This is a genomic window from uncultured Sphingosinicella sp. (assembly GCF_963974575.1).
In the GTDB taxonomy this organism is placed as follows: Bacteria; Pseudomonadota; Alphaproteobacteria; order Sphingomonadales; family Sphingomonadaceae; genus Sphingosinicella.
On sequence record NZ_CAXBBQ010000005.1, the window covers coordinates 292,019 to 310,962 of the forward strand.

Here is an 18,944-nt window from a genome sequence, read left to right on the forward strand (position 1 = left end):
CGCGTGCATTTCAAAGACATTGCCCTTTCAGGCCTTCTTATTGCCTTTACGGCGGGAACGGCCCTTGCGGACGAAGCTTCGCTGGTCGAGCGCCTACGGTATGCAACGGACAGAGCAGAACAGGACAGCTGCGCGCCGAGCCTCGCCGTGCTGGGCGAAGTCGTGCGAGAGAAGGCCTTCGTGGCACTCTCGGAAGAAAAACGGCTAAGCGTGTTCGAATTTGCGACGTGGTGCGCGGCGGAAGCGAAAGACAAGGCTGCAAAGTATCGATATGCGCTGGAAGGGACGCGCCTCTCAGGTGCGAGCGAATACATCTGGCATAATCGTTTCGCATCAGAAATGAATGATAAGCGTTATGACGCAGTAGCCGAAACGCTAGAAACCATGGCGCGCGCGAACCGTGCCGCGCTCAACACGCTGAAAATTGAATGGCTTTCCCGGTTGAATCGGACGCTCCGGGATCACGGAGACACGTCGCTTCGGGCGCGCGTCCTCCACGTCCTCACCGACGGAGATTATCGGCCTGTTGATGTCTTCTTGACCGGCGACAACTTCAAGCTGAGCTATGCCGAATTGTTGGCGGAACAGGGAAAAACGGCGCAGGCGACTGCGCTTTTGGAGCGGGTCGTGGAGCCACAGCATCTGATCGATGCAAGCGTTGATCGGCGACTGCGCGCATTGGTCAAGCCCGGTTTCGATGCCCGCGCTGTCGTGGAAGCGCGATTGGCACAGATGCGTGATATCGCTGCCGCTCATCCTGGTTCGATGGAGGCCGTGCTGGAGCTGGCAAACTATCTGCGCCAACTGGGCCGTCCGGAAGAGGCGCTTGCGACGCTTGAAGCCGCGCATCCGGACCGTGTCCACGCAGTGACTTTCACTGATCTCGATGACTTTCGGAACTGGTGGTGGGATAGCCTCTCCAAGACTTATGCCATGCTCGGCCACGATGATGAGGCTATCTCGGCAATGCGCAAGGCCGGCGCGATTTCAGAGCGCGGGGGGGTGAATGTTAGCCAGGCGCTTAATCTTGGCCACCTTCTGCTTGAATTGGGAAAGCCCGTGGAAGCGTTGGAGACGGTCTCCGTTTTTGACGATGGTAAGCACGACATCGCTCCTTACGGTGAAATGGTGCTGCGACTTGTACGGGGCTGTGCACTGCTGGCGGTGGGGCGAGCCGAACCAGCCAAGTCTGATCTCGCCTATGCCGCTTCGCACGAGAAGGACAGCCCTTCTGCGGCCATGACCTTGCCGCTGTGCGCGGGCGACATGGATGCTGCGGCTGCGGTTTTGATACGCCGCCTCGACAGTCCCGACCAGCACGTGGATGCCTTGCTGCAGTTCAGCGACTACGACCCGCCGCCCGTCGGCCCCCTGTTCAAAGGACCTTATGCGAAACTGCCCGAATTGAAAGCGCGGGCCGATGTTCAGGCGGCCATTGCCCGCGCCGGAGGTGTGAGACGTTTTCGTTTGCAATATCAGTAAGGCTGGGGCTGCGTATTGGCAGGCGGGGGTCAAATTGAAGGGGGTAAGGCGTGTTGCGATGGCTTACAACGTTCGCGGTGCTTCTCGGCACGGGGAGTGCCCTTGCGGCTCCCAAGGCGCCGCACGTTAACTATGCGCCGCCTGGCAATTGGGTGCTGGCTCCGCCGCTCCCCGCCGACGGTGCTTTGCCTCCGGAAGCGCCGGTCCGGGTGGATTTCATGGATCACCAAGTGCGGATCGGTCCTGCGGGCCAGGAGATGTACTTCGCTTACCGGATGAAACTCCTGACGCCGGAGGCACTGCCTGCAGGGAATGTCTCCGTCGTCTGGGCGCCTTCGAGCGGAAAGGCGACGGTGCATCACCTCCGCATCGTTCGTGACGGTCAGGTGACCGATTTGCTCAAGGACCAGAAGTTCCAGGTCATTCAGCGCGAGGGTGGGCTCGAGCAGTCGATCCTCGATGGCTATCTAACGGCGATGCTGCAGGTCCCCGGCTTGCGCGTTGGGGATACGCTCGAGTTTGCATCGACCATTCTTCGACGCGATCCGACGCTCGGCGAGCGCGTTTTCGGCGCCGTCCAGCTTCCGGTTCAAGCGACACCGGGGGCGTTCCGCCTTCGAATGAGCTGGCCGGAGGGGCAGGCGCTTTCATGGCGGGCGACACGTGACCTACCGCAGACCTTGCCAACTAAGGCGGATGGACAGAGCGTCCTTATGTATGAACTGCGCAGCCCAACCAGTTCGATCATCAACGAGGGCGCCCCCGTGCGCTACAACGTCCGACGCGTAGTCGAATATTCGAGTTTCGGGGGCTGGGAGGATGTATCGCGGCACTTTTTCCCATTATATGACAGTGCTGCAGCACTTTCCGGCACATCGGCCCTGCACGCAGAGGTAGCGAAGATCGCTGGCAGCGCGAAAACCGCGACTGAACGCGCCGAAGCCGCGCTGCGCCTGGTGCAGGACCATATCCGATACGTTTACGTCGGGCTCGATGGCGGAAACTTTCGCCCCGTGTCTGCGGATGAGACGTGGCAGCGCCGATTCGGCGACTGCAAGGCGAAGACCGCGATGCTGCTCGCGCTGTTGCGTGAACTTAAGATCGAGGCCGAGCCGGTGCTCGTCGATATAAACGGCGGCGATGGGTCCGACCTATGGTTGCCGAGGCCCGATGTGTTCAACCATGTCGTCGTTCGCGCGAAGATCGACGGCGAGACTTACTGGCTCGACGGTACACGGCTTGGGGACCGCTACCTCGACACGCTGCCCCCACCGATTTTCCGCTGGGCACTTCCAGTCAGATCCGGCGGTGGCGCGCTCGAAGCCGTGGCCCCGACAGCGTTCGCGCGCCCGCAGGCGATCACCGTTCTGGATATCGATGCGAGCAAGGGGTTTGCGAGTCCAGCAAGTGTGCGCGCCCAGCATGTGATGCGCCAGGACGAGGCGTTCGCAACACGTATGCGGCTCGCCGCGCTGTCGGCCGAAGACGCGGAACGTGCTGTTCGCAGCTACTGGCGGCAGCAGGTCCGATGGGCCGAGCCGAGTGAGGTTTCGTGGCGCTATGATGAAAGGCGCGCGATGCTTGTCCTTACGTTAGAGGGCGAGGGACGCCCGGAATGGGAGGGCGATGAGGCGCGGGGCCGCACCCTCGATATCCCGGGGGCCGGTTTCTATGCGCCGGAGGTGCGGCGGCGTCCACGTGAGCAGGACCAAAGCGCGCCGTGGCTCACCAACTTTCCGCGCTATCAATGCTACGCGACGAGTATCCGTCTTCCGGTGTCAGGCCCGAAATGGCGCTGGACTTACTATGCCGATCCGATGAACCTCTATCTTGGTGGCACGCGCTATTGGCGGGCATCGGGAATGGTGAATAATGTGGTTCGCACGGTCATGAGCAGCCACATCGATGTTCCGGAGATCAGTGCTGCTGATGCCAAGTTGGCGACAGACGCGATTCCCACATTCAACAACAACGTTTCTCGCGTGTATCAGGAATCTGTTTCGCGGCAGGCTGGCGCGGAGAGGCCTTCGTCGATGATGCCGTTCGAGGACGGGGCGGACTGGACCGGCGACGCACCCGCCTGCAGCGCTCCAAAACGGAACTGATGCCGAAAGCCATTGCCGGGCTTTGATGCGCCGGGCCGTGGCGGGGACCTCGCGCGGCTTGCAATCGGACCCGCGCCCGGATATTGGGCGCGCGACTTCCTGAATTCATACACCACGCCCCATCTGGAGACCTGTCATGGCGCTGCAGCGTACCTTTTCGATCATCAAGCCCGACGCGACGCGTCGCAACCTCACGGGCGCCGTCACCAAGATGCTTGAGGAAGCGGGCCTCCGCGTCGTCGCTTCGAAGCGCATCCACATGACGAAGGAGCAGGCCGAAGGTTTCTACGGCGTGCACCGCGAGCGTCCGTTCTTCGGCGATCTCGTCGCGTTCATGACCTCGGGCCCCGTCGTCGTGCAGGTTCTCGAAGGCGAGGACGCCGTCGCGAAGAACCGCGAAGTGATGGGCGCCACGAACCCGGCGAATGCCGATGAAGGCACCATCCGCAAGGCGCTCGCGGAATCGATCGAGGCGAACACGGTGCACGGCTCCGACAGCCTTGAAAACGCGAAGATCGAGATCGACTTCTTCTTCAAGCCCGAAGAAATCGTCGGCTAAGGATTCCAGAGTTTGTCGAGGCGGGCGGCGGCAGTGTCGCCCGCCACGCTTTCGCGGCGTACCAGCCCGCGAAGCTTGACCGTGCGGCCCAGAATGACGCGCGGCTCGATGTGGTACACGATGTCGTAAATCGCGGTTTCGGTGCGCGGGCCATCGGCTGCTTCGCAGCGGCTGGCGATCATGACCGGCAGACGCCCGTCGCGCGCGGCCTTGTCCACCGCTTTCAGGAGCGCGCTTTCGAACCAGTCCGCTTCGATGCGATGATCGAGAACGGTGCTTTCGGGCTCGACTCCAAGCGCGCTTGGGAAGCGGATGTCGGTGCTTTGCAGCGCGCAGTCCGCCGCTTTGAACGCAAGGCCCGCGCCGCCTGCATCGGTTGCGATCAACCCGATTGATTTCGGCCGGGAGACGGCTTTTTCTGCACGCCGCTCGGCCTCCGCCGATTTGCGTTCGTCGTAGTTGTTCCACAGCGTCAGCGCCGAGATCACGACGGCAATGACCGCCACGGTTTCGCCGAGCGAAAGCCAGCGCCGACGGATACGCGCCGTTTCGGCGGCCTTCTCCGCATGCGTTTCAGGAATTTCGGGTACGTCAGAAGACATCGGCGAGCTTTCTTGGCGCAGACATCCGCCAGCTTTTCACGAGCCAGTCGTTTACATGTTCCCAATCCGGCTCGCCCTGGTCGAGGCGGATGCCGATCCAACCGTAAGGGCCGAGATAGGGCGGGCGGTAATAGAGGGCAGGGTTGGCCTCGATCAGCATCGCCTATTCTTCAAGGCCTCTGGTCTTCACCAGCAGCGCGGTGATGCCGCAGCCATGGTGATTGTCGCTGAGATAGGCGAAGAACTTGCCCTTTTCGACGTAAAAGCCGGGCGCGCCGTGCGAGAGCTTTTCGACGGCGGCGGGCAGAGCGAGCGCCCGCGCGCGGACCTTTTCAAGCAGGGCTTCGGGATTTGAGGACATCGGCGGCACACTTCGCAAGCGCTGCAGGATACAGGCGATGTTCCTCTTTCAGCACACGCTCCGCAAGCGTTTCCGGCGTGTCCCCCGCAAGTATGGGAACGCGTACCTGCGCCACCACAGGCCCATCATCCAGCTCTGGCGTCACGACGTGCACCGAGCAGCCGGCCTCGGCATCGCCGGCCTCGATTGCCCGGGCGTGCGTATCGAGCCCCTTGTATTTGGGGAGCAGCGAGGGGTGGATGTTGAGGATTCGGCCCTGCCAGCCTTCGACGAATTCGGACGAGAGCAGCCGCATGTAGCCTGCAAGCGCAATCATCTCGACGTTCGCGGCACGCAGCGCCGCATCGATCAACCGGTCGAACTCGGCGCGCTTCATGCCGCGATGATCGTGCGCCCAAACGGCCACGCCGCGCGCGTTAGCGAAGGCGAGGCCAGCGGCCTCCGGGTTGTTGGATGCGACAAGCACCACCTCGTAAGGGCAGTCCGGCGCCTCGGCGGCGGCAAGGATCGAAGCCATGTTGCTGCCGCGGCCGGAGATCATCACCCCGACGCGGAGTTTAGGCGACATGCACGGCTTCCCAAGCCTCGCGACTGCCCCAGGTTTCGGCGTCGCCGACCACCGTGCAGCCGGTGTCACCCGCATCAATGGCACCGATCACGTATGCGGTTTCCCCTGCGGCGGCGAGTGCGCCGAGCGTCGCCTCGACGTCGCCCGATGCCACCACGGCGACCATGCCGATGCCGCAGTTGAACGTACGCGCCATCTCTCCGGCGGCTATGTTGCCTTCATGCTGGAGCCACGCAAACGCGGGCGGAAGCATCCATGCACCCGTATCGATGCGGGCGTGCGCGCCCTTCGGCAGCACGCGCGGCACGTTTTCAAGGAGCCCGCCGCCGGTGATATGCGCGAGCGCCTTGATGCGACCTGCACGGATTTCCGGGAGCAGCGGCTTCACATAGATGCGTGTCGGCGCGAGCAGCGCTTCGCCGAGCGTGCGCGATGTATCGAACGGGGCAGGGGCGTCGAGCTTGTGGCCTTTGTCCGCAACGATGCGGCGGACGAGCGAATAGCCGTTCGAATGGAAGCCCGAGGACGCGATGCCGAGCAGAACATCGCCCTGCGCGACACGTTCGCCGGTCAACTGCTGGCCGCGCTCGACGGCGCCGACCGAAAAGCCTGCGAGATCATAGTCGCCCGCGCCGTACATGCCCGGCATCTCGGCGGTCTCGCCGCCGATGAGCGCGCAGCCCGCGATGCGGCAGCCTTCGGCTATCCCTGCGACGACCGCGGAGGCAACGCCTTGCTCCAGCTTGCCGGTTGCGAAATAATCGAGGAAAAACAGCGGCTCTGCGCCCTGTACGACGAGGTCGTTCACGCACATGGCGACGAGATCGATGCCGACCGTGTCGTGGCGTCCCGTGTCGATGGCGAGTTTCAGCTTGGTGCCGACGCCGTCGGTTGCCGCAACCAGCAGCGGGTCATTGAACCCGGCGGCCTTCGGATCGAAGAACGCGCCGAAGCCGCCAATCTCAGCGTCCGCGCCGGGACGTGCGGTCGCCTTCACCAGCGAAGAGATCGCCTTCACGAAGGTGTTTCCGGCGGCGATGGAGACGCCTGCGTCGGCGTAGCTGTACGATTTTCCCGTGGTCATCGCGCGGCCATAGCGCCGAAGCGAGAAATATTCGACTCCCAATTCGCGCCGCGTTTGGCATAGAGGCGCCGTGACCTTCAAACGCAAGCTCAACGGATGGATGGCGGCCGCACTCGCGGCGCTCGCGGTGGCTGTCGCTGTGCCGCTGTTGGCGCAGGACGGCGATCGCCCGGAACCACCCGCAGAAGCCCCCGCAGCCGGGGGGAGCGCATTCCTCGTCAGTGACATTGATGTCGACGTGGTGGCCGGCTCGGCTGAAGCGGCGCGCGTCGCCGCGTTTCGCGAGGCGGCGCGGCAGGCGTGGCCGCAGCTTTATGCGCGGATGACGGGCGTCGCATCCTCGGGCGCGCCCAAGCTCCCCGACAGCGCGATCGAGGGGATGGTGAGCGGCGTCGAGGTTCAGAGCGAGCATTTTTCGGACAAGCGCTACGTCGGCAAGCTTGGCGTGGTGTTCGATCGTGTTCGGGCTGGGGAGCGTTTGCCCGCGAATGCGCGTGTGCTGCAATCCGCGCCGATGCTGCTGCTGCCCGTGCTCGCGGACGGCGGTGTGACCTCCGTTTACGAGGGGCGTTCGCCGTGGCTGCAGGCATGGTCGCGCTTCGGAACGGATTCGAGCCCGATTTCCTATGTGCGCGCGGGCGGCAACGCGTCCGACGCATTGCTGCTCACCGGGTGGCAGGCGCGGCGCGACAATCGCGGCCTCTGGCGCTCGATCCTGTCGCGCTATGGCGCCGAGAACGTTCTGGTCGCTGAGGCCTGGCTCGACCGTACCTATCCGGGCGGGCCTATCGTCGGCACGTTCCTTGCGCGGCATGGGCCGGATTCAGCGGTTCTGACGCGGTTCCGCCTGCGTGCGGGGGCGGCGGGCGAACTCGATGCGATGCTCGACACTGCGGTGCGCCGGATCGATTCCGCTTATGCGCGCGCGCTCCAGTCCGGTGTGCTGCGCGCCGACCCGACGTTGACGTTGGCGCTGGAGCCGGTTTCGGTCTCGCCGATGCTCGATCCAGCGGAATCGATGGGTTCGATGGGAACGACCGTCAGCGTCGCGACGCCCGATGCGGCGAGCTGGAATGCGATCGAGGGCGCGCTCGGCGGTGTGCCCGAGGTGGATGGTGTCACGCTACTCGGGCTTTCGATCGGCGGCATGTCGCAGATTCGTATCAATCATGCGGTCGATCACGCGATGCTCCGCTATGCGCTCGACCAGCGCGGTTGGCGTCTCGATGGCAGCCTGCTTCGCCGCCGCGCGGAGGGCGAGGCGCCGCTACCGCGCCCGGTGGTCACGCTGCCGTCGCTGCCGGTTGCCGACGATGCCGTTACCGAAAGCGGTGGACCGCGCGATCTGATGCCCTCGGAGAACGAACGGTGAGCGAGGGCGCCGTCCTCGGCGGTCGGCGGCGCATTCCGATCCGCTGGATGCTCGTCGCGGCGATCATCCTGTGGTTCGCCTATGCGACGCGCGGCGTGCTCGGGCCGTTTGTCGCCGGACTCGTCATCGCCTATCTGCTCGATCCGGTCGCGGACAGGCTGGAGCGGCGCGGCGTGCCGCGCTGGGCGGCGGCGATGCTCCTCCTGGTAGGCTTTTTCGGTGTTTTTGCACTGCTGATCCTGGCGATGGCGCCGCTTGTCGTCGCGCAGTTCCAGCAACTTGTGCAGAACCTGCCGCAACTGGTTCAATCGCTGGAGCCTTTGATTGAGCGGCTTTCCAATGCTGTAGGGGATGTCGTGGGACTTGAAACGCTCAGCAACGACCTGATGCACCGCGCGGCGGCATGGCTCAGCACGCTTGCGAGCGGCATTCTTAGCGGCGGCCTTGCGGTTTTCAATCTGCTCGCGCTGTTCGTGATGATGCCCGTCGTCGCCTTCTATGCCCTGCGCGACTACGATGGGCTGACGACGCGCATCAACGCGTGGTGGCCGTCACGCTATGCGGAGACGATCCGGCGTTTGCTCGGCGAATCGGATGCCGCGCTCGCGGGGTTCATGCGGGGGCAGTCGCTGGTCTGCCTGTCACTCGCGATCTTCTATTCGGTGGGCTGGAGCCTGATCGGCCTCAACTACGCGCTTGTGCTCGGCACGCTTGCGGGCGTGCTCGGCTTCGTGCCGTATCTTGGTGTCGTCGTCTCGGTCGGTCTCGGGCTTCTCGTCGGTCTCGGCCAGTGGGGGCCGGACGTGCTGCACCTCGGCCTTATCGTCGGCATCTTCTTCGTGGGGCAGATCCTCGAAAGCATGGTGCTGACGCCGAACCTCATCGGCAACCGCATCGGGCTGCATCCGCTGTGGGTGCTGTTCGCCGTGTTCGCGGGCGGGGAACTGCTTGGCATCCTCGGCGTGTTCCTTGCCGTGCCGGTCGCCGCGGTTCTCGGCGTCGTCATGCGCTGGCTGCTCGGCGAATATCTGAAAAGCCCACTTTTTCTTGACGACGAGCCGCCGCCAGAGGACGTGACCGTCTCCGCATGAGCCAGTTTGCGCTGCCGCTCGAATACCGGTCGGCCGACGGGGAGGCGGATTTCTACATCTCGGAAGCGAATGCCGCAGCGGTCGCGATGCTCGACCGCTGGCCGGACTGGCCATCGCACACGCTGATCGTCGTGGGGCCCGAAGGCTCAGGCAAGAGCCACCTGTTGCGGCTATTTGCGGGGCGGTATCCCGGCGCCGTGCACATTTTCGATGATGCCGACGCGGCCGGTCGTGACGAAGACGCGATGTTTCATGCGTGGAACGCCGCGCAGGCAAATGGTCCCGCGCTACTTGTGGCGGCGCGGACGCCGCCCGGTGAATGGCGTGTGCGACTGCCCGATCTTGCCTCTCGCCTCGGCGCGGCGGGGATCATCCATATCGATGCCCCCGACGATGCGCTGCTTGCCGAAATCGTTGCAAAATCTTTTCGTGAACGTGGCCTGCGCGTTTCACCAATTGTCATAGAGTATATGATACAAAGGATTGAACGCAGCTTTGCCGCCGCCGCATCCGCTGTCGCCGCGATCGATGCCGCCGCTCTGGCGGGGCAGCGCGCCGTGACCGTGCCGCTGGTGCGCGAGGCGCTGCGATTGGGTGATACGACGGACGGACAAGAGCGTGGCGAGACGGAATAGCTTCAAGAACATCGGGAACACCAACGCGCGTTATTTCAACCGCGAGCTCTCGTGGCTGGCCTTCAACGCCCGCGTGCTCGAAGAGGCGGAAAACGTACACCATCCGCTGCTGGAGCGCCTGCGCTTCCTGTCCATCTCTGGCGCGAATCTCGACGAGTTCTACATGGTTCGCGTGGCGGGCCTGCACGGGCAAGTGGAGGAGGGCGTCGAGCTTCGCAGCCCCGACGGCGTGACGCCCGCGCAGCAGCTTGTCGCCGTCACGGAGCGCGCGGACGCGCTGATGCGGCAGCAGCAGAACGTGTGGCGCGCGCTTTCCATCGAGCTTGCCGCCGTCGGTTTCCACGTTCTCAAAGGCCCTGAACTGTCCCCCGAGGACGAGCGCTGGCTCGAAACCTATTTCCGCGAGCAGATATTCCCGGTGCTGACGCCGCAAGCGATCGATCCGGCGCATCCGTTCCCGTTCATCCCAAACCGCGGCCTAGCGCTCACCATGGAGCTGAAGCGCGAATCGGACGGCGAGGAGCTGCTTGCGCTGGTGATGATCCCGGCACCGCTTGCCCGCTTCGTCCGCCTTCCGGGGCCGCAGGCGCGCTACATTGCGCTTGAGAACGTTGTTCGCATCTTCGCGGACGACCTGTTCCCGAACTTCAAAATCATGGGTGACGGCGTCTTCCGCGTGATCCGTGACAGCGACATCGAGGTCGAGGAAGAAGCCGAAGACCTCGTCCGCTTCTTCCAGACCGCAATCAAGCGCCGCCGCCGGGGCCGCGTCATCCGTCTGAAAATCGAGGAGGGGACGCCGCCGCGCCTTCACCAGATGGTGCAGCAGGCGCTCCACATCGACAACAGGGATGTGACGCCGGTGACCGGCATCATCGGCATCGCCGACCTCGCCCAGCTCGTCGAGGAAGACCGCCCCGACCTCAAGTTCGAGCCCTACACGCCGCGCTTCCCGGAGCGCATCCGTGAATACGGTGGCGATTGCTTCGCCGCGATCCGCGCCAAGGACATCGTCGTCCATCACCCTTACGAGAGCTTCGACGTCGTGCTCGCCTTCCTGCGGCAGGCTGCGGCAGACCCGGACGTGGTCGCGATCAAGCAGACACTCTATCGCGCGGGCAAGCAGTCCGCCGTGGTACGCGCGCTCGTCGATGCGGCGGAAGCGGGCAAGTCCGTCACGGCCGTCGTCGAGCTCAAGGCGCGTTTCGACGAGGAGCAGAACCTCGTCTGGGCCGCGGCGCTGGAACGCGCGGGCGTGCAAGTCGTCTACGGCTTCATCGACTGGAAGACGCACGCCAAGATCTCACTCGTCGTGCGGCGCGAAAACGGCAGCCTTCGCACCTACTGCCACCTCGGCACGGGCAATTATCACCCGGTGACGGCCCGGATCTACACTGACCTTAGCTTCTTCACGGCGGACCCGAAGCTCGGCCGCGACGCCGCGCAGATTTTCAACTACGTGACGAGCTACGTGGAGCCGCGCGCACTTGAGGCGATGACCATTTCGCCCTCGGGGATGCGCCAGAAGCTCACCGCGCTCATCGACGCGGAAATCGCCAATGCCGAAGCCGGGCAACCGAGCGGCATCTGGGCAAAGATGAACTCGCTCGTCGACCCAGCGATCATCGACAAGCTTTACGAGGCGAGCGCGGCAGGCGTGCCGATCGAGCTCGTGATCCGCGGTATCTGCTGCCTGCGCCCCGGCGTACGCGGGCTTTCGGAGAATATTCGCGTCCGCTCCATCATCGGGCGTTTTCTCGAACACAGCCGCATCGTCGCCTTTGCGAACGGCAGCGCGTTGCCTTCGCGCAAGGCGCGGCTCTTCACCTCTTCGGCGGACTGGATGCCGCGCAATTTCGATCGCCGCGTCGAACTGCTCGTGCCGATCGAGAACCCCACGGTGCACGCGCAGATCCTCGATCAGGTGATGCTCGCGAACCTCAAGGACACGGAGCAGTCATGGGAACTGCACCCGGATGGGACATATGAGCGCATCGCCTCGCCCGGGGAATCGTTCAACCTGCACCGCTATTTCATGACGAATCCTTCGCTTTCGGGTCGCGGAGCAGCCATCAAGGCGGCTGCCCCGGTGCCCCGGCTCTACCTGTCTGACACGGATACAGGCCTTCCGGCAGCCGCCGCCGAATAGACTCATGTGAAGCCAGCCGTTATTGCCGGGCGCATTACGGCAACCGGGTGTGGCGACAGGGGCAAGCGAATGGCGCTGAGCACGACGAAGGACCGCCGCCGGGCCGGGGATATTCCTGTCAGTGCCGTTGTCGACATCGGCTCCAACTCGATTCGCCTTGTTGCGTTTCGCGGCGACCGGCGGACGCCGTTGGTTCTGTTCAACGAAAAGGTGATGGCCGGGCTCGGCCGGGGTGTCGCCGATACCGGCGCGATCACGCCAGAGGGCCTGGAAATCGCGCGCGCCGCGCTCACACGCTTTCGCCTGCTGTGCGATGACATGAATGTCGATCGCCTTCATGCCTTCGCGACGGCGGCGGTACGCGATGCCAAGAACCGCGATGCCTTCCTTGAAATGGCGAAGAAGCGCTGCGCGCTCGACGTACGCATATTGAGCGGTGCGGAGGAGGCAAGGCTTGCCGCTTATGGCGTGATCGCCGGTATCCCGAACGCGGATGGTGTGGTTGGCGACCTCGGCGGCGGCAGCCTGGAACTCGTCCGCGTGAAGAAAGGGAAGCCGCACAGTCATCTTTCGCTGCCGATCGGCGCACTGAAGCTCGATGCCGCACGCAAGGTGAGCGGGCGCTCGCTGGCGGGGTTGGTGAAGAAGGCGCTCGCCGAGGTGAAGTGGGCAGGACAGGGGAAGGGGCTTCCCTTCTATATGGTCGGCGGCTCATGGCGTGCGCTGGCGCAGCTTCACATGCACCTCACCGATTATCCGCTACCGGTCGTTCATCAGTATGCGATGGATGTCGCCGCGATCGATCACATGGCGCGCGCGCTGCCCAATCTCAGCCCCAAGCGCCTGCGGGGGATTCCGCGCCTCTCCTCGGCGCGTATCCCGCAGCTTCCGGGTGCTGCGCTGCTGCTGCGCGCTGTGGTGAAGCGGCTTGGCAGCAGCGGCGTCATCGCCTCGTCCTATGGCATTCGCGAAGGCATCCTTTACGCGGACCTGCCGAAGGACATTCAGAAGGAAGACCCTCTCGTCTCCGCCGCGAAGCAGGAAGCCGCGATTCAGGGTCGTTTTCCGCTCCATGCCGAAGCGCTGATGGAATGGATGAACGGCATGTTCGCGCCAGAGATGCCGGACCATACCCGGCTGCGTCTCGTCGCCTGCGTGCTTGCTGACACGGCATGGCGCGCGCACCCGGACTTTCGCGCGGAGCGGGGCCTAGAGCTGGCACTGCACGGCAACTGGGTCGGGATCGACGGGCGTGAGCGCGCGCTGCTTGGCGCGGCACTGTTCGCGGCTTACGGCGGTTCGATGAACGATCCCGCGATCGCGGACCTTCCGCGACTCGCGGCGCGCGAGGAGCTGACGCGCGCCTTCAAGTGGGGACTCGCACTGAGGCTTGGCCAGCGGCTGACGGCGGGGACGGCACGGCCGCTCGAAAAGAGCCGTGTGTACCGCGATGGCGGTCGCCTTGTTCTGACACTGACACCACGTTACCAGCCGCTCTACGCCGAGGCTGTGGCCCGGCGCCACGAAGCGCTCGCGGCGGCGATGGGTCTTGTCGCGGTCTTCGACGTGGAGAGGGGCTAGTCGATCCCAGTCATGCGCAGCTTGCCGTTCTGTACGGCAAAGCTGAGGCGGCCTTCGACGAGGGCGAGCGCATCGCGGCCGAAGACCTCGTAACGCCAGCCATTCAGCAGCGGCAACCCCTCGCGGACGCCTGCGGCAAGAGCTTCGAGATGGTCCGCCTTGCCGATAAGTTTCGGCGCGACATCAGCCTCTTTGCAGCGAATTTTCAGAAGAAGCTTCAGGAGGTCGGCGACAAGAACGGAGTCTGACCCGAGGCGCGGCTTGCCCGCGTCGCGTTCGGGCATTTCGCTCTCGGGCAGAGGCACGGCGGCTTCCAGCGCCTCCATCAGCCGCGCACCCATGTCGTTCGTCGTCCAAGTCTTCGAAAGCCCCCGAACACGGCCGAGCGCCTCCTGATCGCCTGGCGGATGTGCGGCGAGGTCGGCGAGCGTTTCGTCCTTCACGATACGCCCGCGCGGCAGGTCGCGGCGCTGCGCTTCCAGCTCGCGCCACGCGGCGAGCGCCTTCAGGCGGCCGAGCGCTTCTGCTTTCCGGCTCGGCAGGCGGATGCGCTGCCAGGCGGTCCAGGGGTCGTTGACGTAGTTCTCTGGCGTCGTCAGCCGGGCCATTTCCTCGTCGAGCCAATCGCCGCGCCCGGTTTTCTTCAGGCGGCCGAGCAGCTTCGGGAAAAGCTCGATGAGATGCGTGACGTCGCCGATGGCGTAATCAAGCTGGCGCTTGTCGAGCGGACGGCGTGCCCAATCCGTGAAGCGGGCGCCCTTGTCTAGATTGGCGCCGGTGAACGAGGCGACGAGGTTGATGTAGCTGACCTGTTCGCCCATGCCGAGCGCCATCGCCGCCACCTGCGTGTCGAACACGGGTGAGGGGGTCTTGCCCGTCATGTTGTGGATGATCTCGATATCCTGACCGCCGGCATGGAAGATCTTCAGGACATCGGCCTCCACGAGAAGGTCGAGCATCGGCGCGAGATCGAGCCCGCTTGCCTTGGGGTCGACAGCGGCGGCCTCGTCGGGCGAGGCCAGCTGGATCAGGCAGAGGTCGGCCCAGTACGTGTTCTCGCGCATAAACTCGGTGTCGACGGCGACATAGTCAGCGGCGGCGAGGCGGGCACAGAAGGCAGCGAGCGTTTCGGTATCGGTAATCAGCGGATGGATTTTCATGGACGGTTCTATTAGGGCGGTCGGCGCTTCCATGCCAGCGCCTTGACAAACAAGTGTGCGGGTATGTGTCTGGCCCGCCACAAACACCGGAATCGAGTGAGAATGCACGTTTATCGCACGCACCAATGCAGCGCCCTCCGCAAGGCCGACGTGGGCAATACCGCCCGCATCTCAGGCTGGGTCCACCGGAAGCGGGATCACGGCGGGCTGCTGTTCGTCGACCTTCGCGACCATTATGGGCTGACGCAGGTGGTGTGCGATACGGATTCCCCGGCATTTTCGGTGCTGGACGGCGCGCGGGCCGAAAGCGTGCTGACCGTGACCGGCAAGGTCGTGGCGCGTTCGGACGCGACTGTGAACCCCAACCTGCCGACCGGCGAGATCGAGCTGTGGGCAGCGGACGTGACGGTGCAGTCCGCCGCCTCCGAGCTGCCGATGCCGGTTGCGGGCGACACCGAGTACCCGGAGGACATCCGCCTCAAGTACCGCTATCTCGACCTGCGCCGCGACCGTCTGCACCGCAACATCGTGCTGCGCTCGAACGTGATCGCTTCGCTGCGTCGCCGCATGATCGATCAGGGCTTCACCGAGTTCCAGACGCCGATCCTGACCGCTTCGTCGCCCGAGGGTGCGCGTGACTTTCTGGTGCCGAGCCGGATGCACCCGGGCAAATTCTATGCGCTGCCGCAGGCGCCGCAGATGTTCAAGCAGCTGCTGATGGTCGCTGGCTTCGACCGTTATTTCCAGATCGCGCCGTGCTTCCGCGATGAGGACGCCCGCGCCGACCGGAGCCCGGGCGAGTTCTATCAACTCGACTTCGAGATGAGCTTCGTGACGCAGGACGACGTGTTCAACGCGATCGAGCCTGTGCTCGCGGGGGTGTTCGAGGAGTTCGCGAACGGGAAGTCGGTGACGCCGGCGGGTTCGTTTCCGCGCATTCCTTACCGCGAGTCGATGCTGAAGTATGGCAACGACAAGCCGGACCTTCGGAACCCGATCGAAATAGTCGATGTAACCGAGCACTTCAGGGGTTCGGGGTTCGGCATCTTCGCGAAGATGGTGGAAGGTGGAAACTTCGTGCGCGCCATCCCTGCGCCGAAGGCGGGCGAGCGTAGCCGGAAGTTCTTCGACGACATGAACGACTGGGCGCGGAGCGAAGGTTTCGCGGGGCTCGGCTACATCAACATCAAGGACGGCGTGCCTGCAGGCCCGATCGCCAAGAACCACGGTGAGGAGGCGACCGCGAAGCTGATCGCGGCGCTTGGCCTCGGCCCCGACGACGGCGTGTTCTTCGCGGCCGGCAAGGAAGCCGATGCGGCGAAGCTCGCGGGCAAGGCGCGGACCAAGGTGGGCGAAGATCTCGGCCTTATCGAAGAAGGCGCCTTCAAGTTCTGCTGGATCGTCGATTTTCCGATGTTCGAGTACGACGAGGAGGCCAAGCAGGTCATCTTCTCGCACAACCCGTTCTCGATGCCGCAGGGCGAGCTTGAGGCGCTGGAGACCAAGAACCCGCTCGAAATCCTCGCGTGGCAGTACGACATCGTCTGCAACGGTATCGAGCTGTCTTCGGGCGCGATCCGGAACCACAAGCCCGAGATCATGTACAAGGCGTTCGAGATCGCCGGTTACAGCCAGGAACAGGTCGACACGAACTTCTCGGGCATGATCAACGCCTTCAAGTTCGGCGCGCCGCCGCACGGCGGTTCCGCGCCGGGCGTGGACCGCATCGTCATGCTGCTGGCCGACGAGCCGAACCTTCGCGAGGTGGTGCTGTTCCCGATGAACCAGAAGGCCGAGGATCTGATGATGAACGCCCCGGCCAGCGTCTCCGATCGGCAGTTGAAGGAGCTTTCGATCAAGCTCGACCTGCCGAAGCCGAAGGCGGGGTAAGCCGATGAAAGCGCCGTCGCTGCACCGCCTGCCGAAGTTCGAAAAAGTCTCGAACGGGGACTATGAGGCGGCGCTGAAGACGGTTCAGGAGCGGCTCGCGGCGGTGCAGGCGAGCTGCATAGGCCGCAGCCGCCGCGCTATCGTCGCCGTCGAAGGTCTGGACGCAGCGGGCAAGGGCGGCTTCATCCAGCGGTTGACCGCGCCGTGGGACCCGCGATTCTTCGATGTGCAGCCGATCAAGGCGCCGGACACCGAAGAAAAGGCACACCACTATCTCTGGCGCTTCTGGCAGAAGCTGCCGGCGCAGGGCGAAGTGAACATCTTCGATCGCACCTGGTACGGGCGCGTACTCGTGGAACGAGTCGAAGGTTTCGCAACCGAAGCCGAATGGCGCCGCGCCTACGACGAGATCAACGCCTTCGAGAAGACGCTCGCCGATGATGGCACCATCATCATCAAGCTGTTCTTCACGGTGACCCAGAAGGAACAGGACAAGCGACTGGTCGAGCGGCTGGAGACGCCCGAGAAGCGCTGGAAAGTGTCGGCCGAGGACTTCCGCAACCGGATGAAGCGAGATGCCTATGTCGAAGCGGCCGAAGACATGTTTGTCCGTACGCACACGGCCCATGCGCCGTGGACGATCATCGACGGCGAGCACAAGAAGACGGCGCGCATCACGGCGCTGAACCTCGTGGCGGATCGGCTTGCAGACGGGCTCGACCTTTCGCCCCCGGCGCTTTCGCCCGATATCGTGACGCTGGCGAAGGCCGCGTTCGGCAAGAAGCTGAACCTCGGCTAACACCGGCCTTCAGCCGCGGTTCAACGAACGAGTCGCAATCTCCATGACACTTGGGTCAGGAGTGCTCAAAATGCGTGTTTATAAGACAGGTTTGTTGGCGGGTACGCTGGTTGCGGCGATCCTCGCCGGTCCGGCGATGGCGCAGGACCGTGACCGCGACGGACCTCGCCCGCAGCGCGAACGCGGAATGCAGGTCAATCGCGAGGCGCAGCGTGCGCCGGAGGCAAGGCCGCAGCGGGTCGCCCCGCCGGAACGTAGCCAAGAACGCCCTCAGGTTCGCCGGACCGAAACACCCGAACCCCGCCAATCGCGTTTGGAAACGCGGCAGGCGGAGGCTGTGCAGAAGCGCATGAATGGGGTGATCGGCCGCGAGAACCAGCGCTACGGTGATAACGACCGCAATCGGGGCCGTGACTGGAACAACCGCGACCGTGACGGCCGAGAGGGTGACCGCCGTGATTGGGACAAGAACCGCGACCGGAACGACAACCGCAACTGGGATCGCAACCGCGATCGCAAAGAGGATTGGCGCGAGCGCAACAAGGATTGGGACCGCGATCGTGATCGTGATCGCTGGCGGGACAAGGACCGCAATCACGACAGGGATCGCGACCGCTGGCGCGACCACAATCGACGCCCGGTCGTGATCGTGCGCCCCAGCCCCAACTATCGTTACCGTCCGCACTGGTGGGGCCAGAGCTATTTCTCGTTCGATAACCGCTACTACGGCCAATACGACTATGGCTCGTGGTATCGCCCCGGCTACGGCTTTTATGGCTCGCAGTACGGCAGCGGCTGGGCGGTGCTCGATCCCTGGCTCAGGCAAGATCCGGCTGCGAAGCACTGGGTGATGTGGAACTTCGATCGCAACCGCAACGGCCAGCTTTCGAAGGACGAGGCCCGGCGCGCCAACCGCGAGTTCGCCCGGCTCGCAGACCGTGATCGCGACGGTTATCTGAACGACAGGGAGATCCGGTTCGGTGTTGAAGAGCTGCGCGACGAGTACCGCTACAGCTTCAACTATTGAGGGTAGGCGATCGCGACGACCTCAAGCTCCTGCAGCCCCCCCGGCAGGCGGACGCTTCTGAGGTCTCCGATCGCCGCGCCCTTCAGCGCGGTGGCGAGCGGCGCGCGCCAGGAAATGTGTCCGCGCGGCGTGTCCGTCTCATCCTCGCCCACGATCGTGATCGTGCGCTGCCGGTCGTCTTCATCGGCGACGGTGACGGTGGCGCCGAAGAACACCCGCGACTTGTCGGGCTGCTTCGCCGGATCGACGACGCGGGCATTTTTCAGCCGCTTCGAAATGCGGGTCAGCTCACGGTCGATCTCGCGCAGCCGCTTGCGTCCGTAGAGATAGTCACCGTTTTCAGAGCGGTCGCCGTTCCCAGCCGCCCACGAGACGATTTCGACGATCTTCGGGCGCTCGACCTCGAAGAGCGCGCGGTGCGCCTCGATGAGCGCCTTCATGCCTGCTGGCGTAATGTAGTTGGGGGTATCGGCCATCGG

15 protein-coding genes and 1 pseudogene are annotated in these 18,944 nt (G+C 64.2%); 11 read left to right on the forward strand and 5 right to left on the reverse strand.

What is annotated here, in order from left to right; all coding sequences use genetic code 11:
- Window positions 1–3 precede the first annotated feature (3 nt).
- From AAC014_RS11600 to ndk, 3 genes are all read left to right on the forward strand, one after another.
- Entirely contained in the window at window positions 4–1,482 is a 1,479-nt protein-coding gene (locus AAC014_RS11600; RefSeq protein WP_339708611.1) for a hypothetical protein, read from the forward strand.
- 50 nt (window positions 1,483–1,532) lie between these two features.
- Window positions 1,533–3,587 carry a DUF3857 domain-containing protein gene (locus AAC014_RS11605; protein WP_339708613.1) on the forward strand — a complete coding sequence of 685 codons (2,055 nt, stop codon included), beginning with the start codon at window positions 1,533–1,535 and terminating at the stop codon, window positions 3,585–3,587.
- Between the two features lie 136 nt (window positions 3,588–3,723).
- Complete coding sequence (gene ndk / locus AAC014_RS11610; protein WP_121052901.1) at window positions 3,724–4,146, forward strand: nucleoside-diphosphate kinase; 423 nt, start codon at window positions 3,724–3,726, stop codon at window positions 4,144–4,146.
- Here the strand turns inward: ndk and AAC014_RS11615 are convergent.
- The 3 genes and pseudogenes from AAC014_RS11615 to purM all read right to left on the reverse strand — a co-directional run bounded on the left by AAC014_RS11615 (window position 4,143) and on the right by purM (window position 6,761).
- Window positions 4,143–4,748, reverse strand: coding sequence for a hypothetical protein (locus tag AAC014_RS11615; RefSeq protein ID WP_339708617.1), 606 nt, complete (start codon window positions 4,746–4,748; stop codon window positions 4,143–4,145). The genes ndk and AAC014_RS11615 overlap by 4 nt on opposite strands.
- Window positions 4,738–5,677: pseudogene (purN, locus tag AAC014_RS11620) on the reverse strand (phosphoribosylglycinamide formyltransferase). The gene AAC014_RS11615 and the pseudogene purN overlap by 11 nt, the downstream one beginning before the upstream one ends.
- A complete protein-coding gene (purM, locus tag AAC014_RS11625) occupies window positions 5,667–6,761 on the reverse strand; it encodes a phosphoribosylformylglycinamidine cyclo-ligase (RefSeq protein WP_339708715.1) in 1,095 nt (364 codons plus the stop codon). The pseudogene purN and the gene purM overlap by 11 nt, the downstream one beginning before the upstream one ends.
- 70 nt (window positions 6,762–6,831) lie before the next feature.
- Between purM and AAC014_RS11630 the strand changes: the two genes are divergently transcribed.
- From AAC014_RS11630 to AAC014_RS11650, 5 genes are all read left to right on the forward strand, one after another.
- Entirely contained in the window at window positions 6,832–8,133 is a 1,302-nt protein-coding gene (locus AAC014_RS11630; RefSeq protein WP_339708619.1) for a heavy-metal-associated domain-containing protein, read from the forward strand.
- Window positions 8,130–9,224 (forward strand): AI-2E family transporter, encoded by a 1,095-nt coding sequence (locus tag AAC014_RS11635; protein ID WP_339708621.1) that lies wholly within the window; start codon window positions 8,130–8,132, stop codon window positions 9,222–9,224. The genes AAC014_RS11630 and AAC014_RS11635 overlap by 4 nt, the downstream gene beginning before the upstream one ends.
- Window positions 9,221–9,859, forward strand: a complete 639-nt coding sequence (locus tag AAC014_RS11640; RefSeq protein ID WP_339708623.1) for a chromosomal replication initiator DnaA — start codon at window positions 9,221–9,223, stop codon at window positions 9,857–9,859. The genes AAC014_RS11635 and AAC014_RS11640 overlap by 4 nt, the downstream gene beginning before the upstream one ends.
- The gene (locus AAC014_RS11645) at window positions 9,843–12,008 is read left to right on the forward strand and encodes an RNA degradosome polyphosphate kinase (RefSeq protein WP_339708625.1); all 2,166 of its coding nucleotides are present in this window, start codon (window positions 9,843–9,845) and stop codon (window positions 12,006–12,008) included. The genes AAC014_RS11640 and AAC014_RS11645 overlap by 17 nt, the downstream gene beginning before the upstream one ends.
- 69 nt (window positions 12,009–12,077) lie before the next feature.
- Window positions 12,078–13,589: a Ppx/GppA family phosphatase gene (locus tag AAC014_RS11650; protein ID WP_339708627.1), complete on the forward strand. Its 1,512-nt coding sequence runs from the start codon at window positions 12,078–12,080 to the stop codon at window positions 13,587–13,589.
- Here the strand turns inward: AAC014_RS11650 and rnd are convergent.
- On the reverse strand, window positions 13,586–14,749 hold the full coding sequence (rnd, locus tag AAC014_RS11655; RefSeq protein ID WP_339708629.1) for a ribonuclease D: 1,164 nt from the start codon (window positions 14,747–14,749) through the stop codon (window positions 13,586–13,588). The two genes, AAC014_RS11650 and rnd, sit on opposite strands and share 4 nt — an antisense overlap.
- A gap of 102 nt (window positions 14,750–14,851) precedes the next feature.
- Here rnd and aspS point away from each other — a divergent pair, with 102 nt between their 5' ends.
- The 3 genes from aspS (at window position 14,852) to AAC014_RS11670 (ending at window position 18,465) form a co-directional block, all read left to right on the forward strand.
- Entirely contained in the window at window positions 14,852–16,639 is a 1,788-nt protein-coding gene (gene aspS, locus AAC014_RS11660; RefSeq protein WP_339708631.1) for an aspartate--tRNA ligase, read from the forward strand.
- A gap of 4 nt (window positions 16,640–16,643) precedes the next feature.
- Window positions 16,644–17,438 (forward strand): polyphosphate kinase, encoded by a 795-nt coding sequence (locus AAC014_RS11665; RefSeq protein ID WP_339708633.1) that lies wholly within the window; start codon window positions 16,644–16,646, stop codon window positions 17,436–17,438.
- A gap of 70 nt (window positions 17,439–17,508) precedes the next feature.
- Window positions 17,509–18,465 (forward strand): hypothetical protein, encoded by a 957-nt coding sequence (locus tag AAC014_RS11670; protein WP_339708635.1) that lies wholly within the window; start codon window positions 17,509–17,511, stop codon window positions 18,463–18,465.
- Here the strand turns inward: AAC014_RS11670 and greB are convergent.
- Window positions 18,459–18,941, reverse strand: coding sequence for a transcription elongation factor GreB (gene greB, locus AAC014_RS11675; RefSeq protein ID WP_339708637.1), 483 nt, complete (start codon window positions 18,939–18,941; stop codon window positions 18,459–18,461). The two genes, AAC014_RS11670 and greB, sit on opposite strands and share 7 nt — an antisense overlap.
- Window positions 18,942–18,944: the final 3 nt, after the last annotated feature.